This window comes from Cellvibrio fontiphilus, from assembly GCF_042646205.1.
GTDB classification, from domain to species: domain Bacteria; phylum Pseudomonadota; class Gammaproteobacteria; order Pseudomonadales; family Cellvibrionaceae; genus Cellvibrio; species Cellvibrio fontiphilus_A.
The window spans coordinates 1,022,821-1,040,691 of the sequence record NZ_JBHRTF010000004.1; the positions used below are offsets into that span (position 1 = coordinate 1,022,821).

Here is a 17,871-nt window from a genome sequence, read left to right on the forward strand (position 1 = left end):
AACAACGCTAGTGAGTTGTTCAGTCGAAGTGAGCTGGAATGAGCGCATCATTGTGTTGATCTATTGGGCATCGATCTGGTGAAACTTTTTTGCCAGGCGATGAAATAAAAAATTATGCTGAGGAAAGTGTCAATGAAATCCCCAAAACTAGTCAAATTTTTATCAACCCTTGGGTTGCTTTCAAGCGCGGGCTTGTTTGCGACCCAGGCCCAAGCCTATAACTGTAGCGGCGTGGCCAACTATCAAACTGGCGCCACTTATGCGACAGGTTCGGTAGTGCAAAATGCCGGTAGTGCATATTCCTGTACTGTTGGTGGCTGGTGTACTGTTGGTGGTCCCTATGAGCCGGGTGTGGGCTGGGCGTGGACTAATGCCTGGAGTGCACTGGGTAGTTGCAGCGGCTCTGGCCAAAGTTCTTCTGTGGTATCCAGCGTAGCGCCCAGTTCGGTTGCCAGTTCAGTGGTGAGCCAAACTTCATCGGTTGCTTCGTCGGTGGCATCTGTGGCGGGTTGTGCTGGTTTAAGTGCATGGAGCAGTACTGCGGTTTATACCGGTGGTAACGAAGTGGCTCGCAACGGTGTGAAATACCAAGCCAAATGGTGGACCCAAGGCCAGGATCCACTGACCAATTCCTCTGCCGATGGCGTCTGGGCTAATAAGGGCCAGTGTGCTACTTCATCTGCATCTTCGGTAGTGAGTTCAGTTGCCAGCTCAATCACTACATCATCCAGCTCAATTGCCAGTTCAGTGGCCAGCTCCATTCGCTCCAGCGCCTCCTCCAGCTCGGTGGCTTCTGTTGGTGGTAAAAAAGTGGTGGGTTATTTTGCAGAGTGGGGCGTTTACGGTCGCAACTATCACGTGAAAAATATTGCTACCAGTGGCTCAGCGGCGCAGCTGACACACATTCTTTACTCTTTCGGTAACGTACAAAACGGCCGCTGCACTATTGGCGATGCTTATGCTGCTTATGAAAAAGCCTACGATGCCGCTGGCAGTGTAGATGGTGTAGCGGATACCTGGGGCCAGCCAGTGCGCGGCAACTTCAATCAATTGCGCAAGCTCAAGCAAATGTACCCCGGTTTGAAAGTGATCTGGTCATTTGGCGGCTGGACATGGTCCGATGGCTTCCCGCAAGCGGCACAAAACCCAACCCTGTTCGCCGAGTCTTGCTACAACCTAGTGGAAGATCCACGCTGGGCTGACGTGTTTGATGGCATCGACATTGACTGGGAATACCCTAATGAGTGTGGTCTCAAGTGCGATACCACCAGCGGCTTCTCTGGCTACAAAAACCTGATGCAAGCCCTGCGCGCACGTTTTGGTAGCAACAACTTGCTGACCTCAGCGATTGGTGCCGGTGCAGCCAAGTTGAATGCGGCTGATTATGCTGGAGCTGCCCAATACGTGGACTTCTACATGCCAATGACCTATGACTTCTTTGGCGCCTGGGACAAAACCGGACCAACCGCCCCACACTCTGCGCTCTATGGCTACAACGGTATTCCTATTGCCGGTTACCACTCTGACAATGCGATTCAAATTATGAAAGCCAAGGGGATTCCGGCGAGCAAGATCCTGCTGGGAGTTGGTTTCTATGGTCGCGGTTGGACAGGTGTAACCCAGGATGCGCCGGGCGGTTCAGCGACTGGTGGTGCCGCGGGTACTTACGAAGCAGGCATTGAGGATTACAAAGTGTTGCGCAATACCTGCCCAGCTACCGGTACTGTGGGCGGCACTGCCTACGCCAAATGTGGCAACAACTGGTGGAGTTACGACACACCACAAACCCTGGTTGGCAAAATGGATTACGTGCATCAACAAGGTTTGGCTGGCACCTTCTTCTGGGAGTTGAGTGGCGATACCAGCAACGGCGAATTGATCAAAGTTATTGGCGATTCCATGCGTTAATTTGCGTGTTGATTATCGATAGTGTGATTGAAAATGGCGACCAATCTGGTCGCCATCTTTTAAAGGGCTTGCGATAAAACTGCCTGACTAAAAACAAAAAGCCCGATTAGTTTTTGCTAATCGGGCTTTTTATATTGTGCTGTTGTGAGCGCGGTATTAACCGTGGTTAATCACCATCACATCGGTATCAACAGCGGCAATCAAACGCTCTGCAGTGTTGCCGCGGCGAGTTTTAGTCATACCGTTTTGGCCCAGTGTACCCATCACAATCAGGTCGGCATTAATTTTTTCTGCCAATGCTGAAACTACGTCAGAGGTGTAGCCGTTTTCTACGTGGATTTTTTCGTTGGGCAAGCCGGTCAAAGCAACCAGGCGACCGCGATCCGGGTAGCTCATAGAATCCAGATAACCGTTGATTACATGCAAATCAGCGCCGTAGGTATCGGCGTAGAATTTTGCTTGTTCAACGATTTTTTTGTTCAACTCAATTTGCACGTCGCGCTGCGCCTGCATATTTACGGCAGCGAGAATGACTTTGCGCTGTGCTTTTGCGCCCGGACGAATCAGAACCACCGGGCAGTAGGCGCCTTTCAACAGTTCCCACTTGGATTCAGAGAAACTGAAGCGACTGGTGTTGGTTTTGGCGTGCACTGGCAGGTAAATCAAATCGGCATCAAAACGTTTGGCGGACTCCATAATGGATTTCTGCCACTCACTCGACCAGGAAACCTCCAGAGTGTATTCAATGCCGGCATTCGCCAGCGGGCTTTTAATGTTTTGTTCGAACCAAGTGAGGTCACGGAACAGGTTATCGTTAACAGAGCGAGTGTCTACCGCATCGCCATCGACGGCAACAAAGGCATGAACTTTGGGTTTAGTGCCTTTCATCAAGGAAGAAACAATAATGGCGCGCTCAAGTGCGATGTGGTGGGTGTCGTTGGGGTCAACAACAACAAACAGCTTTTGTGACTTTGACATACTGGCTCCTACTGGTTCCCTAAAAAGTTAGGTTGTTATTTTTTCGCTGGGGCTAGCATAGCAACCCCGTTGGGGTTTTTACAGCGTGAAAGCCGGCGGGTGTAGGCGGGAGCGGCGAAATAAACTTGATATGGATTAAACTGTACGCCGTTTTTACACAGCCCCATGGATAAGACTATGAATTTGCTTGAAAACTACCCAATTGGTGAAATTGTTGTCGGCCAGACAGCCAGTTACAGCAAAACCTTAACCGAGCGCGATGTCGTTTTGTTTGCCGCCTGTTCGGGCGATCTGAACCCTGTACATCTGGATAAAAACTACGCTGCGACTACCGCTTTTGGTGAGCCTATTGGGCATGGTATGTGGACGGGAGCTCTGGTATCGGCAGCTATCGCCACGCATTTACCCGGCCCGGGGTCGGTATATCGCAGTCAAAATTTGAATTTTAAACACCCCGTCAAAATCGGCGATACCGTCACTGTGACGCTCACAGTAGCTGAAATCAAAGAGCGGGTGAAATTGGTAACGCTGGATTGTGAATCTCACAATCAGGACGGCAAGTTAATCGCCAAGGGAGTCGCTGAAGTTATAGCGCCAACCGAGAAACTCGCGTTGGCGCCGGGGCATTTGCCGGAGATTCAACTAGGCAGTTAATGTTGTTAAAGCGCGCTTTGTAATGTCGCAAAAACTACTGGCCGCTCAGACGTTTACCAAATGAAATGGCGTAAGCCGCCGAGCGCATCTGCAATACCGGATCAGTGCTGGGCGTAACGCCCACCGTCACGCGATTGGGGTCAAAGTTGATGTTATCGCAGCCTTTATCACTGGCATCGGCGGTGGTTAAGTCAAGGCGCGCCAATTTTACGGTAGGGCGTGTGTCTGGCCAGACCTGTGAAGGGTCTATTTCGCTATCGCCGGGCTCACCCAGGCTGATCTCCATATCCCAGCTGACCTTGCCTTGCGCTAATTGCTGGCGCAGGTTGCCTATCAAAAAATCGGTGCCTGCGCTTGCCAGCTCATCATCGCTCAACAGCTTCTCCCCCTTGGTGGGTGTGAATTGCCAGCGAACCTTGTGGCGCTTGCCATCGTCTGCAGTGAAAAAGAAGGTGTGTATGCCGTAATAGCGCGTTGAGCCATAACTCCATGAGGGATTATGGCTGGCCAACCACGCTGGCTGTGCCTGGGTGCTGGGGTTAGCTGCGCGATAGGCGGCGGTTTTGGTTGGATCTGGCTTTCCGGTTTGTGGGTCGGGAATAAACGTCTGGAGGAGGCCATTGAATTCCGTAGGGTCTTTAGCGGGGAACATCGGGGTGCTGAGCATCGCCATGTTGTGCGCTTGGCCATCGGCAAGTTGAATTTGCAGCGCCATACCCCGTGGCCCACGCGCTGCATCGCTTGCAGCCGGGTTGCCCCCGCCCAATGAAAAACGCAGGATAACCGGGTGTGCTGTGCCGTTGAAAATAGGTGAGCTTGAATAGTTGCTGGCGCCTTGCAGTCCGGTGAATACACCTTTGGCGCAGTAGCCTTTCGCATGGCCGCGCCTTATGCCTTTGTGTACACCGGCTACTGATTCAAAGGTTTGAATCAATTCTTGCGGGCTAACCGGTGTTGCTTTGGTTGTGCTGGCCTCAGTTGTTGTTTGCTGTGCACTCGCCGCGCAGCTTGCGAGCATAAAAAGTGATGACAGCAAAACGCGTTTAACGCGGTAATTGGCTCTGTGGTGACGGGAAGCGTAATTCTTTTGCGAGTGGATGTGCATGAGGGGATTTCCAGCGTAAGGGTATCGACAAGTTACTTACGCGACACTAACTGGCCTCGATCAGATGAGGCCAGTGTGTTTAATCTTCTTTACCTGTGCCCTGCAGGGTATTTATGACTGCTCGTCCTCATCCTCTTCCAGCGCAGGATTCCAGCCGCCCAACTCCTTCCAGCGATTCACAATCAAACAAAACAAATCGGCAGTTTTTTCAGCATCGTAAGCGGCTGAGTGGGCGGCGCTATTGCTGAACTCCAGCCCTGCTGCTTTACAGGCTTTGGCGAGCACTGTCTGGCCGTAGGCAAGGCCGGCGAGAGTGGCGGTGTCGAATACCGAGAAGGGGTGAAAGGGGCTGCGTTTGATATTGCAGCGATCCACCGCGGCGTTCACAAAATTCAAATCGAAATGGGCGTTGTGGCCGACGATCACCGCGCGGGTGCAGCCGTTTTCTTTTACCGCACGGCGCACCGCTGCGAGTAAATCGGTCATTACCATCAGCTCAGGTTCCGCCATGCGCTCGGGGCTGTCCAGGTCTATGCCGGTAAAATCCAATGCAGCCTGCTCGATGTTAGCGCCTTCAAATGGCTCCACATGGAAGGCAAACGTTTCGTGGCGATGCAATAAGCCTTCCTGGTCCATGCGGATGGTGACGGCGGCAATTTCCAGTAGAGCGTCGCTTTGGGCATTAAAGCCGCCGGTTTCCACGTCCACTATCACGGGCAGAAAGCCGCGAAAACGCTGCGCCAATGGGGAGTCAGGATCGCGGGAGTTTTCAGGTGGATTCACTGTGTCGCCTTAAGCCGTTTGCAACTGGCTGTTATGAGTGGATTGAAGTTTCCAGCGCAGGGTTTCACCAGCGCGTAGCGGTACTAATGGTTGGTCGCCAAGGGGCAGGGTGTCCGGCACTTGCCAATCTTGCTTCACCAGGGTGATGGTCTCGCGATTGCGCGGCAAGCCATAGAAGTCGGCACCAAAATGGCTGGCGAAGGCTTCCAGTTTGTCCAAAGCACCGGCATCTTCAAACGCTTCGGCGTAGAGTTCGATGGCGGCAAAAGCGGTGTAGCTACCTGCGCAGCCGCAGGCGGCTTCCTTTTTGTCTTTGGCGTGAGGGGCAGAGTCGGTGCCCAAAAAGAACTTGGGGCTGCCGCTGGTTGCAGCTTTAATCAACGCTTGCTGGTGGGTGCCGCGTTTCAGAATAGGTAAACAGTAATAATGCGGGCGTATGCCACCGGCAAGCATGTGGTTGCGGTTATATAAGAGGTGATGCGCAGTGATGGTAGCGCCCACGTTAGCAGGCGCGGCGGCGACAAACTCGGCGGCGTCAGCAGTGGTGATGTGTTCCAGCACCATTTTTAAGGCGGGGAAATCACGCACTACTTTGCTGAAGGTGCGATCCAGGAACACCTTTTCACGGTCAAAAATATCAATCGCGCTATCCGTCACCTCGCCGTGCAACAAAAAGTGCATACCTTCGTTTTGCATCGCCTCTAACACCGGATAAATCTTGTTAAGGTCGGTAACCCCGGACGCCGAATTGGTGGTGGCGCCAGCCGGGTAGAGCTTGCAGGCTTTAACCCCGGCAGCTTTGGCGCGGGCGATTTCGGCTGGGTCGGTATTGTCTGTCAGGTAGAGCACCATCAGTGGTTCAAATTGGCTGTTCGCCGGGCGCGCTGCTTCAATGCGTGCTTTGTACTCAAGTGCTTGCGCTGCCGTCATCACCGGGGGAACCAGGTTGGGCATCACTATCGCGCGCGCAAACTGCCCGGCAACGTCGCCAACTGTACGGCTGAGTGCTGCGCCATCGCGCAGATGGATGTGCCAATCGTCGGGGCGGGTGATAGTCAGGGTCTGGGTCATGAGCGGTGGTTCCCTAGCGGTGAGCGATAAACAGCGAAAAGTGGCGGCATGCTATCAAAATTGACCTTCATCCGCAGCTGCAATTCCGCAGGGCAATCCGTTGGGCACTGACTATACTGCCAAGATTAATATTGGCGATCAGGCTTTATTTGCATGTCTTGTTTATTCCGTATTGGCTTTATATCGAGTTTCTCTTTATCGCTCGTGCTGTTTGGCGTTGGTGTTCATGCCCAAACCTACAGTCTCGGTTTTAACGATGCCCAATGGAAGCTGCAAACCGGACACTTTGCTTGCGGCCTGAGTCAAGAAATCCCCGGTTACGGCAAGGCTTATTTTGGCAAGCGGGCTGGGGGCGTGAGTTTTTTTGAGTTTCGCGATGCTAAAAAGAACTTTCCAGCCGGAAGTGTGAAGCTGGAGGCTGTGCCCCCCCAGTGGCGCAATGATTTGTCACCCCAGGCACTAATGACATTGAGCGTGAGTACAAAATTGCAATTGACTGGCGAGCAATTAAAAACCCTTGCCAGCGCTTTGGAGGCTGGTACTAACGTGGTGTTCAGTAGTGCAGGCGGTGATGGCAGCAGTAACCTACGGGTTATTCTGGACGCGCGTCATTTCGCAACCAAATACACTAGTTTCAATCAATGTATAGCCAACATTATTCCCTATACCTTTGATCAGTTATCGCGCTCGATTATTTATTACGCAGAGGATGCTCAAGCTCTCAGCCCATCAGCCAAAGCCCAGTTGGATAAAATTGTGCGTTACAGCAAGGCAGATAACAAAGTGTTGGGGCTATTGGTCGATTCCCACAGCGATAAGCGAGCAACCCCGGAGGAGGCTGAACTTATATCGCAGCAACAGGCGCAACTGGTGTCGGATTACCTGGTAGAGAAGGGTTTGCCTACAAACTTCGTCACCGCGCGCTGGCACGGCGACCAATTTCCTATTGCAGATAACAGCAAAAAAGCAGGGCAAGCTAAAAACCGCCGCATCACCCTGCGCCTTGAAAACGAATCCACCCGTAAAGACATGGAGCGGCGTGTGGCAGCATTAAAAGCCGCGGAAGAAAAAGCCGCCGCAGAGCAAGCCGCCAAAGCGGCGGCAGCTGCAGAAAAACAAACGTCCGCCGAGGCCTCCTCAGTCACTCCCAGTCAGCTGGAAGACTTGGTCGAGCGCCAGAACCTCACCAATGGCAAGCAACCCCAATTATAAAATCGAGCCCGAGCCGCCTTGTTTGGGCTTGCATTTTTTTAACACAATTCCCAAATCATTCTTAACCCGATCCACATCAGTGGGTCGGAATTTTTTGGTGTGTTATCAGTCCTAGAGTGCGAACCAGTGTTTTATGCGCTGGATAAAAATTTCATTAAGGAGCCTTACATGCACAGATTGACTGCCAAGTGGGCGAGTCTCATTGCAATAATCAGTATCAGTTTTTATTCGCTGGTAAGTCAGGCTGCAGACTTGCCGGACTTCACCGGGCTAATCGAACAGCATTCGCCGGCGGTAGTAAAAATTACTGCTGTCTCCAAAGTTGATCCGACCCAGCCCCAGCGAGCGCTTCCACCTGACATGCAGGGCTTGCCGGATATTTTTCGTGAGTTGCTTGAACGTCGCCAGGCGCCGCGTGATCGCGGTTCTCTGGGCTCCGGTTTTATTATCTCGGCCGACGGATACGTGCTGACCAATGATCATGTGGTCGATCAAATGGATGCCATCACTGTCATCCTGAATGACCAGCGCGAATATGCAGCAACTTTAGTGGGTAGTGATGAGCGCTCGGATTTGGCGCTGTTGAAAATCGATGCCAAAAACCTGCCGACGCTCACACTGGCAAAAGACGAGACCCTGAAGGTTGGCCAGTGGGTGATTGCGATAGGCTCGCCTTTTGGGCTGGATTATTCCGCCAGTGCCGGCATTGTGAGTGCCATTGGTCGCAGCATTCCCTCGGCACATAGTGAAAGTAACTACGTACCTTTTATCCAGACCGATGTGGCCATTAACCCCGGTAACTCCGGTGGCCCGCTGTTTAATATGGACGGCGAAGTGGTCGGTATTAACTCCCAAATCTACTCGCCCAGTGGTGGCTCTGTAGGGCTTTCCTTTGCAATTCCTGCATCTCTGGCGGTGGATGTGGTCGCACAGTTGAAAGACAAAGGTCGGGTTGATCGTGGCTGGTTGGGGGTGATGATTCAGGAGGTGGACAAAAACCTGGCGAACTCCCTGGGCATGGACAAACCCGGCGGCGCGCTGATTAGCGAGGTGGAGCCAGACGGCCCGGCGGCCAAGTCTGGTTTGAAGGCCGGTGATCTGATTATTAAATTCAATGGCCAGAACGTAAATACGTCCAGCGATTTGCCTTACTTGGTCGGGCGCACTGCCCCCAAAAGCAAGGTGCCCGTTGTGATCATGCGCAAAGGCAAAGAGCAGACATTAAATGTGACTGTGGGTATTTTGCCAGTATCGCCTCAAGAGGCAGCAAGTCAGCCAGCCGCAGCGCCAGCGCAGAACGCGCCAGATAGTCTGGGTTTGATCGTTGTACCGCTGGAATCCAGCCGGCGCGGCGGGGCAGAATTTGGTGTGGTGGTGCAGCAAATCCAGCCGGGTAGTCCGGCGGCTGAAGCAGGTTTGCAAGTCGGCGATGTTATTACCCAGTTGGCCTTCAGCGATATTAAGTCCTTGGCCGATTACACTCGCATAGTCAAAGGTCTGCCTAAAAACGAACCACAACCTGTGCGTTTCTTCCGTCAAAATCGGTCGATCTTCCGCTCGGTGATTATCCGCTAGCATCTGCTGTAGCCTACCGCTCGCCAACTTGTTCCAGCTTGGCGAGCGGCCTTGGCTCACATAGCACCCACCCTGCAAATAGGCTAGAATGCCGCCCATTCTTTCCATGCCCCGGTCTGTCCGGGGTTCACTCTTCCCATCACTTTAAAGTAGTTAAGCGCCTGTGACTGACCTGAGCCATATCCGTAATTTTTCTATCATCGCCCACATTGACCACGGTAAATCCACCATCGCTGACCGCTTTATTCAAATGTGCGGTGGTTTGAGTGACCGTGAAATGGAGGCGCAAGTACTCGACTCCATGGATTTGGAGCGCGAACGCGGTATCACCATCAAGGCCCACAGCGTGACCCTGCATTACAAGGCACGCGATGGTAAAACCTACCAGCTGAACTTTATTGACACCCCCGGCCACGTGGACTTCACCTATGAAGTGTCCCGCTCGCTCGCGGCCTGTGAAGGTGCACTATTGGTAGTTGATGCCGCCCAAGGCGTAGAAGCGCAGTCGGTGGCTAACTGTTACACCGCGATTGAACAGGGTCTGGAAGTAATCCCGGTGCTCAACAAAATGGACTTGCCCCAGGCGGAGCCTGAGCGTGTTGCCCAGGAGATTGAAGATATTATTGGTATAGATGCCACCGAAGCGGTGCGTTGCTCTGCCAAATCCGGCATGGGCATGGAAGATGTGCTGGAAGAATTGGTGCGTTTGGTGCCGGCCCCGGTGGGTGATGTGGATGCGCCCTTGCAAGCATTGATTATCGATTCCTGGTTCGACAATTACCTGGGCGTGGTTTCCTTGGTGCGAGTAAAGCAGGGCACTTTGCGCCTCAAGGATAAAATCATCACCAAAACGATTGGCAAGGCGCAAATTGTGGATGGCGTGGGTGTATTCAGCCCTAAACCTACCCAGTTAAAAGAACTCAAAGCCGGTGAAGTAGGTTTTGTGGTGGCGGGTATTAAAGACATTCACGGTGCGCCCGTGGGCGATACCATTACCCACGCCCAAACTCCCGAGGTTGAAGCCTTGGCTGGCTTCCAAAAAATCAAGCCGCAAGTCTATGCGGGTATGTTCCCCATCAGCTCCGACGATTTCGAAGATTTTCGTGAAGCGCTGGCCAAGTTAACCTTGAATGATGCCTCATTGTTTTATGAACCAGAAAGTTCAGATGCCTTGGGCTTCGGTTTCCGTGTGGGTTTCCTGGGCATGCTGCACATGGAAATTATCCAGGAGCGATTGGAGCGTGAGTACGACCTGGATCTGATTACCACCGCACCTACCGTAGTTTATGAAGTGGTCAAACGCGGCGGCGAAGTCATTTTTGTTGATAACCCATCCAAACTGCCTGATCCCGGTTCTATCGATGAAATGCGCGAGCCGATTGTTGAAGCCAATATCCTCGTGCCCCAGGAACATTTGGGTAACGTCATTACCCTGTGTATTGAAAAGCGCGGCGTGCAAAAAGACCTGCAATTCACCGGTTCACAAGTGTCGGTGAAATACGAGCTACCGATGAACGAAGTGGTGACTGACTTCTTTGATCGCCTTAAATCGGTAAGTCGTGGTTTTGCTTCATTGGACTATAGCTTTGTGCGCTTCCAGCCAGCGAATTTGGTGCGCTTGGATGTATTGATTAACAGTGAAAAGGTCGATGCGTTGGCGATTATTGTGCACCGCGACAAAGCGCACAGCATGGGGCGTTCACTCACAGAGAAAATGAAAGAACTGATTCCTCGCCAAATGTACGATGTGGCGATTCAGGCGGCGATTGGCGGTCAAATTGTGGCGCGCTCCACCGTTAAAGCCTTGCGTAAAGATGTAACCGCCAAGTGTTATGGTGGCGATGCTACGCGTAAGAAAAAATTGTTGGAAAAACAAAAAGCAGGTAAGAAGCGAATGAAACAAGTGGGTAGTGTGGAAATTCCACAAGCCGCCTTCTTCGCTGTATTAAAAATTGATAGTTGATTCGTTGAAACATTTGGTTTGTTGACAGCAACGCGCTAAGGACATTTGATGAGCAGTATTAACCTTCCCCTGATTTTAACACTGGCTGTTTTTATTACCGGCTTGGTGTGGCTGTTCGATGCTTTGGTTTTATCCCGGCCACGCAAGCAAAAAATTGCTGCTGTGGAAAAACAGTTCAGTGGTCTGGCGCGTGAGACAGAGCAGCAAAAAACTGCCTATGAAGAGGCCAAGGCGGTTGCCGCTAAAGAACCCGTGTTGGTGGAATACTCCAAATCTTTTTTCCCCGTGTTGTTTATTGTTTTCTTCTTGCGTTCGTTTTTGGTTGAGCCATTCCAAATTCCCTCAGGCTCGATGATTCCCACTTTGGAAGTGGGTGATTTTATTCTGGTCAATAAATTCGCCTACGGTGTGCGTGCGCCGGTATTGAACAAAGAAATCATTCCCGTGGGTAAGCCCCAGCGCGGTGACGTGATGGTATTTTTCCCGCCCCACGCCCCCGAAACTTATTACATTAAACGTGTGATAGGTGTTCCGGGCGACCATATTTCCTATAACAACCATCAGCTCACCATTAATGGTAAAACGGTGGAGGAAAAGCTGATTGCCCAGTTGCCAGCAGGCGCTCCGGTTTTGAGAATGACCAGTGAGAAAATTGACGATAAGGAATTCACTACCTATAAACACTTGCAGCCCAGCCGTTTAAGTATGCACGGCTCATGGGTAGTACCAGCCGGCCATTATTTTATGATGGGCGACAACCGCGATAATAGTTTGGATAGCCGCGAGTGGGGCATGGTCTCGGAAGACGCTATAGTTGGTAAGGCATTTGCTATCTGGATGCACTGGGATTCGTTTTTCAGTATTCCCTCGTTTGATCGTGCAAGCGTAATTCAATAATTCAATTGTGGAGTTGAGCCTGATGCGAGCTAATAACTATAAAACCATTAAGCACCAACGTGGTTTGGGAATGTTGCAATGGGCGTTGGTAATTGCCGTTGCCGGATTCTTTTTACTTTTTGCCTTCAAAGTCGTACCGCTGTATGCCGAAAACCGCTATGTAGAATCTGCACTGCGCTCGCTTGAAGCTGGGGGTGAAAAAGTGGGTGAGATGACCGATGCCGAGATTCGTAAAAAGCTGGGCAACTTTTACATGATTAACAATGTCCGCAGCGAAGGTCCCACCAAAAACATCAAAATCGATCGCCGCAGTGAAGATCTGCTGATCACCGTAGACTACGAAACCCGTGTTCCTCTTTTTTATAACATCGACCTGGTGCTCAGCTTCCAAAACCATTTGGATAGTTCCCGCCCCGGTCAGTGTTGTAAACCGGCTACAGCGACTAAATAACTTGTGTTGACACTTAAATACCAGCGCCTTGAGCAACGCCTTGGCTACTCTTTCTCTGACCAGCGCCAATTACAATTGGCGCTCACCCACCGCAGCCATGGCGCTAGCAACAATGAACGCCTTGAGTTTTTAGGCGATTCTATTTTGAATTTTATTATCGGTGAGGCGCTGTTCAAGCGTCTGCCCGATGCCCGCGAAGGCCAACTGAGTAGACTTCGTTCACAAATTGTGAAAGGCGATACCCTCGCATTACTGGCGCGCGAGTTTGAGCTGGGGGACTGCCTGATTCTTGGCGAAGGTGAATTAAAATCCGGCGGCAAAAGCCGCGATTCTATTTTGGCCGACAGCGTTGAGGCGATCATTGGTGCTATTTATTTGGAAAGCGGTCTGGATCTCTGTCGCGAGCGAGTGCTCACTTGGTTTGCTCCGCGTCTGAATGAGCTGAGTGCCAATACCAGCGCAAAAGATCCTAAGTCCCGTCTGCAGGAATATATGCAATCACAGCGTCAGCCGCTGCCTGAATACACAGTTGTAGAGGTGGGCGGTGAAGGGCATGCTCAGGTATTTACTATCGAATGCCGTGTGGCGCTTGCCAAACAAACCACGCGGGCCACAGCATCCAATCGCCGCGAAGCAGAAAAACAAGCCGCCGCACTCATGTTGTCCCAGTTAAAGATCGATTGATTTGCTCCAATACCCCTGCTGTTTTTATTATCAACCGTGCAGTACTTTTTATGACTTTTCATTCAGACACTGAAGAAGCTTCACCCAGCCGTTGCGGATACGTTGCAATCGTCGGTCGCCCCAACGTGGGCAAATCCACTTTGCTGAACCATATCCTGGGGCAAAAAATCAGTATTACCTCGCGCAAACCGCAAACAACCCGCAATGCAGTTGTAGGTATTAAAACTGAAGGCGATGTGCAAATTATTTTTGTTGACACTCCCGGTATGCACTTGGGGCAACAAAAGGCGATCAACCGCTATATGAATAAAGCGGCTACCAGCGCCATGAAAGATGTGGATGTGGTGGTGTTTGTGGTGGATCGCTTTATTTGGACGGAAGAAGACGAAGCGGTTGCTGAAAAGTTACAGAATTTGCGCTGCCCGATTATTTTAGCGGTTAATAAAGTCGATCAAATTGAGGATAAAGAAAGCCTGCTTCCTCATTTAAAATTGCTGTCAGAGAAGTTAAATGTCGCAGAAATTGTGCCTATGTCGGCGCTGCGCAATACTAACTTGGATCGATTGGAGGCGTTGGTTGTCGAGCGTTTGCCCGAAGGAATACACATGTATCCCGAGGATCAGATTACCGACCGCAGTTCGCGTTTTATGGCCGCTGAAATTGTGCGTGAAAAAATTACCCGTCAATTGGGTGATGAGCTGCCCTATGAAATGGCAGTAGAAATTGAAGAATTCAAACAAGAAGGGCATTTACTGAATATATCAGCGCTGATTTTAGTCGAACGCGATGGCCAGAAGAAAATCCTGATTGGGGATAAAGGCGCGCGCATTAAACTCATTGGTACTGAAGCGCGTATCGATATGGAAAAATTATTTGAGATGAAAATCATGCTCAAATTGTGGGTCAAGGTTAAGTCCGGTTGGTCGGATGACGAGCGTGCGCTGCGCAGCCTTGGTTACAACGAGTTTTAATTGACGATTATGCGTGTTGATTTGCAGCCCGCATATATTCTCCATACGCGCCCTTACCGCGACACCAGTTTATTAATTGATTTGCTTACGCCTGATTATGGTCGTGTCACTGCTGTGGCACGCGGCGTGCGCAAAACTAAAACCCCCAAACGCCAATTACTGAATCCGTTTAGTCGCTTGCTGGTTTCCTGGCAGGGCAAAACGGATATGAAGTTGCTCACCCTTTTTGAATCGGACAATCATTTTCTTTCGCTTACCGCCAATCATCTCTATTCCGGTTTTTATTTAAATGAACTGTTGGTTCGTTTGTTGCCGGAAATGGATAGTCATAACGGTATTTTTTACGCTTATGAACACAGTTTAATTACCCTGCAGGCGGGGGCAGACATTGAACCTCTGTTGCGGACTTTTGAGTTTCGCTTGTTGGAAGAATTGGGTTATGGCTTGGATTTTAGCCAGGATGTTCGCAGTTTTTGCGCTATACAACCCGAAGGTTTTTATGAATGCCATGCGCAGGAAGGTTTTTACAGCGCTGCGCCAGATATACCGGAAGAAGCCCTGTTAAAAGGTGAGGTATTGTTGGCGATTGCCCGGGGGGATTATTCCCATGCGGCTACACGCATGGCAGCAAAAAAATTGGCGCGACGTCTACTCAAACCGCTGCTGGGAAGCCGCCCGCTAAACAGCCGCGCCTTATTTGTTTCGCAAAAACCTGATTTATAAGCAATTGCTTTGGCCTATTGCGCGTCAGGCGGGTGTTTGTTCCAGCCCGAATAAAGCATCTATATCTTTGTTGGTTCCCCAGCGAATTAAATCATCCAAAGCGTGATTCAGTGCAGGAATGGCATCGCGCGCTTGTTCGTATTGGCCGCTTTGGAATAATTTATCCAGAAGTCCACTGATGTGTTTCAAGCGTGGTACTCCGCAGTAGCAGCTACTTCCGTAAAGCCGATGGATTAATTCGCCTGCCTCTTCGTGCTGGTTGGCGTCCAGTGCGCTATTAATTTGCTGTTTTTCACTTTCCAGGCCCGCCAGCAACATGGCCAACATATCCCGCGCCAATGCCGGTTTATTGTTGGCTAGTTTCAGGCATAGTGGAATATCGACTGACCCTGTGTAGTCCTCGGTAGGAACACTGGGGCGGTTGTTGATGGTTTTGTCTTCAGTTTGAATGACAACTTCTTTTTTTCCAGTCAGTGTGGCCCAGCGATTAATGATATGTGCCAGTTGTGCTTCATTCACCGGTTTGCTGATGCAATCATCCATTCCTGCGATTAGCAATTCCGCTTTTTGTTCGGTGATGGTGTGTGCTGTAAGCGCGATAATCGGTGTGCGACGTTTGCCTTGTTCCAGCGCGCGAATTTGCCGTGTTGCTTCCATGCCATCCATGCCCGGCATTTGAATATCCATAAAGATCACATCAAATTCATTTTCATTGCAGGCTTCAATCGCTTGTTTACCGCTGCTGGCCTGTACTACTTGTGTATTCAATCCACGCAATAATTCAGAAGCCAATTGCAAGTTGGCGGGGTTGTCGTCTACCAGCAGTACATTTGCACTTGGGCGCTGCGCTTCTTCATCCTGTTGTTCGCGCACATCTTTAATGTGCAAATCCAGTTGGCGCCCCAGAGTTTGTAAGAGTGCATCGTAAGCTATAGGTTTATTCACAAATAAAACCCGCGACTTTTCAGCATAGGCGCGGAACAGCCGTTGGTGTGCTGTAGTGCAACAGGCAATCAATGTGCAACTAAATTCGCTATGCAACTGTTCGGCGAGATTATTAAGCAGTACGGGAGGAATTTTCCGCTCACCGGGATGAATATCCAAAATCAGCAAATCAAAATCTTTATGCTCTGCATGTGCGCTGCGCAGCACGGGGAAACAATCGTGGATGGCTTGAATGCTTTGGGTATTGGCATTCCACTCATGCAATAGATTGTTTAATTGCTTAACCGAGGCAGGATTTTCACCGCACAGCAGAATGCGGTATTCACTCAGATTGGCCAGCTGGTTAGGTGCGGGTTGGCGTTTATCTATACCAAGGCGCGCGGTAAACCAGAAGGTGGAGCCTTTATCGGGTTCACTGACTACACCAATTTCACCGTTCATGCGCTCCACCAAGCCTTTACAAATTGCAAGGCCAAGACCTGTGCCTTCGTGTTCGCGACTGCTGGAGGAGTCTGCTTGATTAAAAGGACTAAATAACTGTTCCTGCTCCTCGCGGGTTAAACCAATACCTTCATCACTGACGCAGACTTTTAATGTGATCTGTGTTTCCTGGCGCTGCAAAATACTCACATCAACAATAATGTTTCCCACGGTGCTGTATTTGATTGCGTTGCTGACCAAATTCGAGAGGACTTGTTTAAAGCGCAGGGCATCTCCCAATAAGTTTTTGGGGATACAGGGTTCAACATAATTAATTAATTGAAGGTTTTTGTCGTGCGCATCCGGGGCAAAGATATTGAGTACTTCATCAATGGAGTGGCGAATAGGTAAGGGCGCGTAATCCAGTGTAAGTTTGCCGGATTCAATTTTTGAAAAATCGAGAATTCCATTAATAACCGTTAGCAAGTTCTGCGCAGAGTCGCGGATAGTTTCCAGATATTCACGCTGCTGTTCGTTGAGTTCTGTTTTAAGTGCAAGGTTGATAAAACCTAAGATGCCATTCAATGGTGTGCGAATTTCATGGCTGGTATTGGCAAGGAATTCCGATTTAACGCGACTGGCTTCCAGTGCCTCCTTGCGGGCGAGGTCGAGTTCGACGTTCTGTATTTCAATTGTCTCCAGCGTTTCGCGCAAATCTTCAATGGCGTGATCTATGTGCGACTGCATATCTGCTTGGGCAGCTTCCATATAATCTGCCATGGTATTAATGGATTCTGCCAATCCCAAAAATTCGCTGGAATGTTGTGGCTCTACCCGCTCATTAAGTCGCCCGCGCGCCAAGCCGCGCACCACATTATTAATATGCTCCAGTGGTTCGGTGATGCGGTAATAAAGTGAGATTGCAAAGTAAGCGCCAATAATTAAACACAAAAGAGTAATTGCGATAGTGAGAATGATGGCTTCATGGCGCACCAGGGCGAAGGGAGCCGTTAATAATTCCAGCTCTACCCAACCGAGTGAGCGGGTATTGTCAGGGCTAACCAGCGGGTGAGAAAAACGTAAGGTGTGATAGTTTCTAACTTCGCCTGGTGTTTGCTGGCTGGGGCTACTGGCGTCATTGCCGCCCATAAATTGCGGGCCGCTGTGCAAATATTGTTTGCTGTCGGCAAGGTAAATACGCACGGCGCGAATATATGGCTCCTCAATAGAGGCATCCAATATGTGGTGAATTAATTCGGTGTGGTTTTGCTGCACAGGTTTATACAAGAGGTGCGCGGTTTTCTGTGCGAGCAAGCTACCGCGCAGGTCGATAAATTTATTAATTTGTGAAATGCACAAATAGCTCAGGCTGGTTGCAATCAAAATGATGATTACAAAGGAGGGAATAAAAATCAGCCGCCAGACATCGGATTTGATATTGCCGTGTTTCAGTTTGCGAGCAGAATTCATAACAGAAGAAGCCTTGATGTTGTGCTTATTAATGGGTGGCAATCTGAAGTTGCCCTCAAGT

15 protein-coding genes are annotated in these 17,871 nt (G+C 50.4%); 10 read left to right on the forward strand and 5 right to left on the reverse strand.

Annotated features, from left to right (window positions below):
• Positions 1-132 precede the first annotated feature (132 nt).
• Complete coding sequence (locus tag ACFODX_RS12980; protein ID WP_378119759.1) at positions 133-1,908, forward strand: glycosyl hydrolase family 18 protein; 1,776 nt, start codon at positions 133-135, stop codon at positions 1,906-1,908.
• A 156-nt stretch (positions 1,909-2,064) separates the two neighbouring features.
• Here the strand turns inward: ACFODX_RS12980 and ACFODX_RS12985 are convergent, their stop codons facing one another.
• On the reverse strand, positions 2,065-2,886 hold the full coding sequence (locus ACFODX_RS12985) for a universal stress protein (RefSeq protein ID WP_378119761.1): 822 nt from the start codon (positions 2,884-2,886) through the stop codon (positions 2,065-2,067).
• 177 nt (positions 2,887-3,063) lie between these two features.
• On the opposite strand from ACFODX_RS12985, the gene ACFODX_RS12990 reads away from it, so the two are divergent.
• Complete coding sequence (locus ACFODX_RS12990) at positions 3,064-3,540, forward strand: MaoC/PaaZ C-terminal domain-containing protein (RefSeq protein WP_378119763.1); 477 nt, start codon at positions 3,064-3,066, stop codon at positions 3,538-3,540.
• Between the two features lie 34 nt (positions 3,541-3,574).
• Here the strand turns inward: ACFODX_RS12990 and ACFODX_RS12995 are convergent, their stop codons facing one another.
• The 3 genes from ACFODX_RS12995 to pyrC form a co-directional block, all read right to left on the reverse strand.
• Positions 3,575-4,645, reverse strand: coding sequence for a catalase family peroxidase (locus ACFODX_RS12995; RefSeq protein WP_378119765.1), 1,071 nt, complete (start codon positions 4,643-4,645; stop codon positions 3,575-3,577).
• A gap of 111 nt (positions 4,646-4,756) precedes the next feature.
• Complete coding sequence (rnt, locus tag ACFODX_RS13000; RefSeq protein WP_378119767.1) at positions 4,757-5,428, reverse strand: ribonuclease T; 672 nt, start codon at positions 5,426-5,428, stop codon at positions 4,757-4,759.
• Between the two features lie 9 nt (positions 5,429-5,437).
• On the reverse strand, positions 5,438-6,499 hold the full coding sequence (pyrC, locus tag ACFODX_RS13005; protein WP_378119769.1) for a dihydroorotase: 1,062 nt from the start codon (positions 6,497-6,499) through the stop codon (positions 5,438-5,440).
• 153 nt (positions 6,500-6,652) lie between these two features.
• Between pyrC and ACFODX_RS13010 the strand changes: the two genes are divergently transcribed.
• The 8 genes from ACFODX_RS13010 to recO all read left to right on the forward strand — a co-directional run bounded on the left by ACFODX_RS13010 (position 6,653) and on the right by recO (position 14,975).
• Complete coding sequence (locus tag ACFODX_RS13010) at positions 6,653-7,711, forward strand: MotY family protein (RefSeq protein WP_378119771.1); 1,059 nt, start codon at positions 6,653-6,655, stop codon at positions 7,709-7,711.
• Positions 7,712-7,879: 168 nt separating this feature from the next.
• Positions 7,880-9,286, forward strand: coding sequence for a DegQ family serine endoprotease (locus ACFODX_RS13015; protein ID WP_378119773.1), 1,407 nt, complete (start codon positions 7,880-7,882; stop codon positions 9,284-9,286).
• A 163-nt stretch (positions 9,287-9,449) separates the two neighbouring features.
• Positions 9,450-11,249, forward strand: a complete 1,800-nt coding sequence (lepA, locus tag ACFODX_RS13020) for a translation elongation factor 4 (protein WP_324257691.1) — start codon at positions 9,450-9,452, stop codon at positions 11,247-11,249.
• 48 nt (positions 11,250-11,297) lie between these two features.
• Positions 11,298-12,146: a signal peptidase I gene (gene lepB, locus ACFODX_RS13025; protein WP_378119776.1), complete on the forward strand. Its 849-nt coding sequence runs from the start codon at positions 11,298-11,300 to the stop codon at positions 12,144-12,146.
• A 22-nt stretch (positions 12,147-12,168) separates the two neighbouring features.
• Entirely contained in the window at positions 12,169-12,597 is a 429-nt protein-coding gene (locus ACFODX_RS13030) for a DUF4845 domain-containing protein (protein ID WP_378119778.1), read from the forward strand.
• 3 nt (positions 12,598-12,600) lie between these two features.
• Positions 12,601-13,281: a ribonuclease III gene (rnc, locus tag ACFODX_RS13035; RefSeq protein WP_378119780.1), complete on the forward strand. Its 681-nt coding sequence runs from the start codon at positions 12,601-12,603 to the stop codon at positions 13,279-13,281.
• A 50-nt stretch (positions 13,282-13,331) separates the two neighbouring features.
• Positions 13,332-14,252, forward strand: a complete 921-nt coding sequence (gene era, locus ACFODX_RS13040) for a GTPase Era (protein WP_378119782.1) — start codon at positions 13,332-13,334, stop codon at positions 14,250-14,252.
• A gap of 9 nt (positions 14,253-14,261) precedes the next feature.
• On the forward strand, positions 14,262-14,975 hold the full coding sequence (gene recO, locus ACFODX_RS13045; protein ID WP_378119784.1) for a DNA repair protein RecO: 714 nt from the start codon (positions 14,262-14,264) through the stop codon (positions 14,973-14,975).
• 24 nt (positions 14,976-14,999) lie between these two features.
• On the opposite strand, the gene ACFODX_RS13050 is transcribed toward recO, so the two are convergent.
• A complete protein-coding gene (locus tag ACFODX_RS13050; RefSeq protein ID WP_378119786.1) occupies positions 15,000-17,810 on the reverse strand; it encodes a response regulator in 2,811 nt (936 codons plus the stop codon).
• Positions 17,811-17,871: the final 61 nt, after the last annotated feature.

What these genes read in the sequence shown, in the direction of transcription:
- ACFODX_RS12980 (WP_378119759.1), top strand. Translation starts at nt 133, where the DNA reads ATGAAATCCCCAAAACTAGTCAAATTTTTATCAACCCTTGGGTTGCTT.
- ACFODX_RS12985 (WP_378119761.1), bottom strand. Translation starts at nt 2,886, where the DNA reads ATGTCAAAGTCACAAAAGCTGTTTGTTGTTGTTGACCCCAACGACACC.
- ACFODX_RS12990 (WP_378119763.1), top strand. Translation starts at nt 3,064, where the DNA reads ATGAATTTGCTTGAAAACTACCCAATTGGTGAAATTGTTGTCGGCCAG.
- ACFODX_RS12995 (WP_378119765.1), bottom strand. Translation starts at nt 4,645, where the DNA reads ATGCACATCCACTCGCAAAAGAATTACGCTTCCCGTCACCACAGAGCC.
- pyrC (WP_378119769.1), bottom strand. Translation starts at nt 6,499, where the DNA reads ATGACCCAGACCCTGACTATCACCCGCCCCGACGATTGGCACATCCAT.
- ACFODX_RS13010 (WP_378119771.1), top strand. Translation starts at nt 6,653, where the DNA reads ATGTCTTGTTTATTCCGTATTGGCTTTATATCGAGTTTCTCTTTATCG.
- ACFODX_RS13015 (WP_378119773.1), top strand. Translation starts at nt 7,880, where the DNA reads ATGCACAGATTGACTGCCAAGTGGGCGAGTCTCATTGCAATAATCAGT.
- lepB (WP_378119776.1), top strand. Translation starts at nt 11,298, where the DNA reads ATGAGCAGTATTAACCTTCCCCTGATTTTAACACTGGCTGTTTTTATT.
- ACFODX_RS13030 (WP_378119778.1), top strand. Translation starts at nt 12,169, where the DNA reads ATGCGAGCTAATAACTATAAAACCATTAAGCACCAACGTGGTTTGGGA.
- era (WP_378119782.1), top strand. Translation starts at nt 13,332, where the DNA reads ATGACTTTTCATTCAGACACTGAAGAAGCTTCACCCAGCCGTTGCGGA.
- recO (WP_378119784.1), top strand. Translation starts at nt 14,262, where the DNA reads ATGCGTGTTGATTTGCAGCCCGCATATATTCTCCATACGCGCCCTTAC.
- ACFODX_RS13050 (WP_378119786.1), bottom strand. Translation starts at nt 17,810, where the DNA reads ATGAATTCTGCTCGCAAACTGAAACACGGCAATATCAAATCCGATGTC.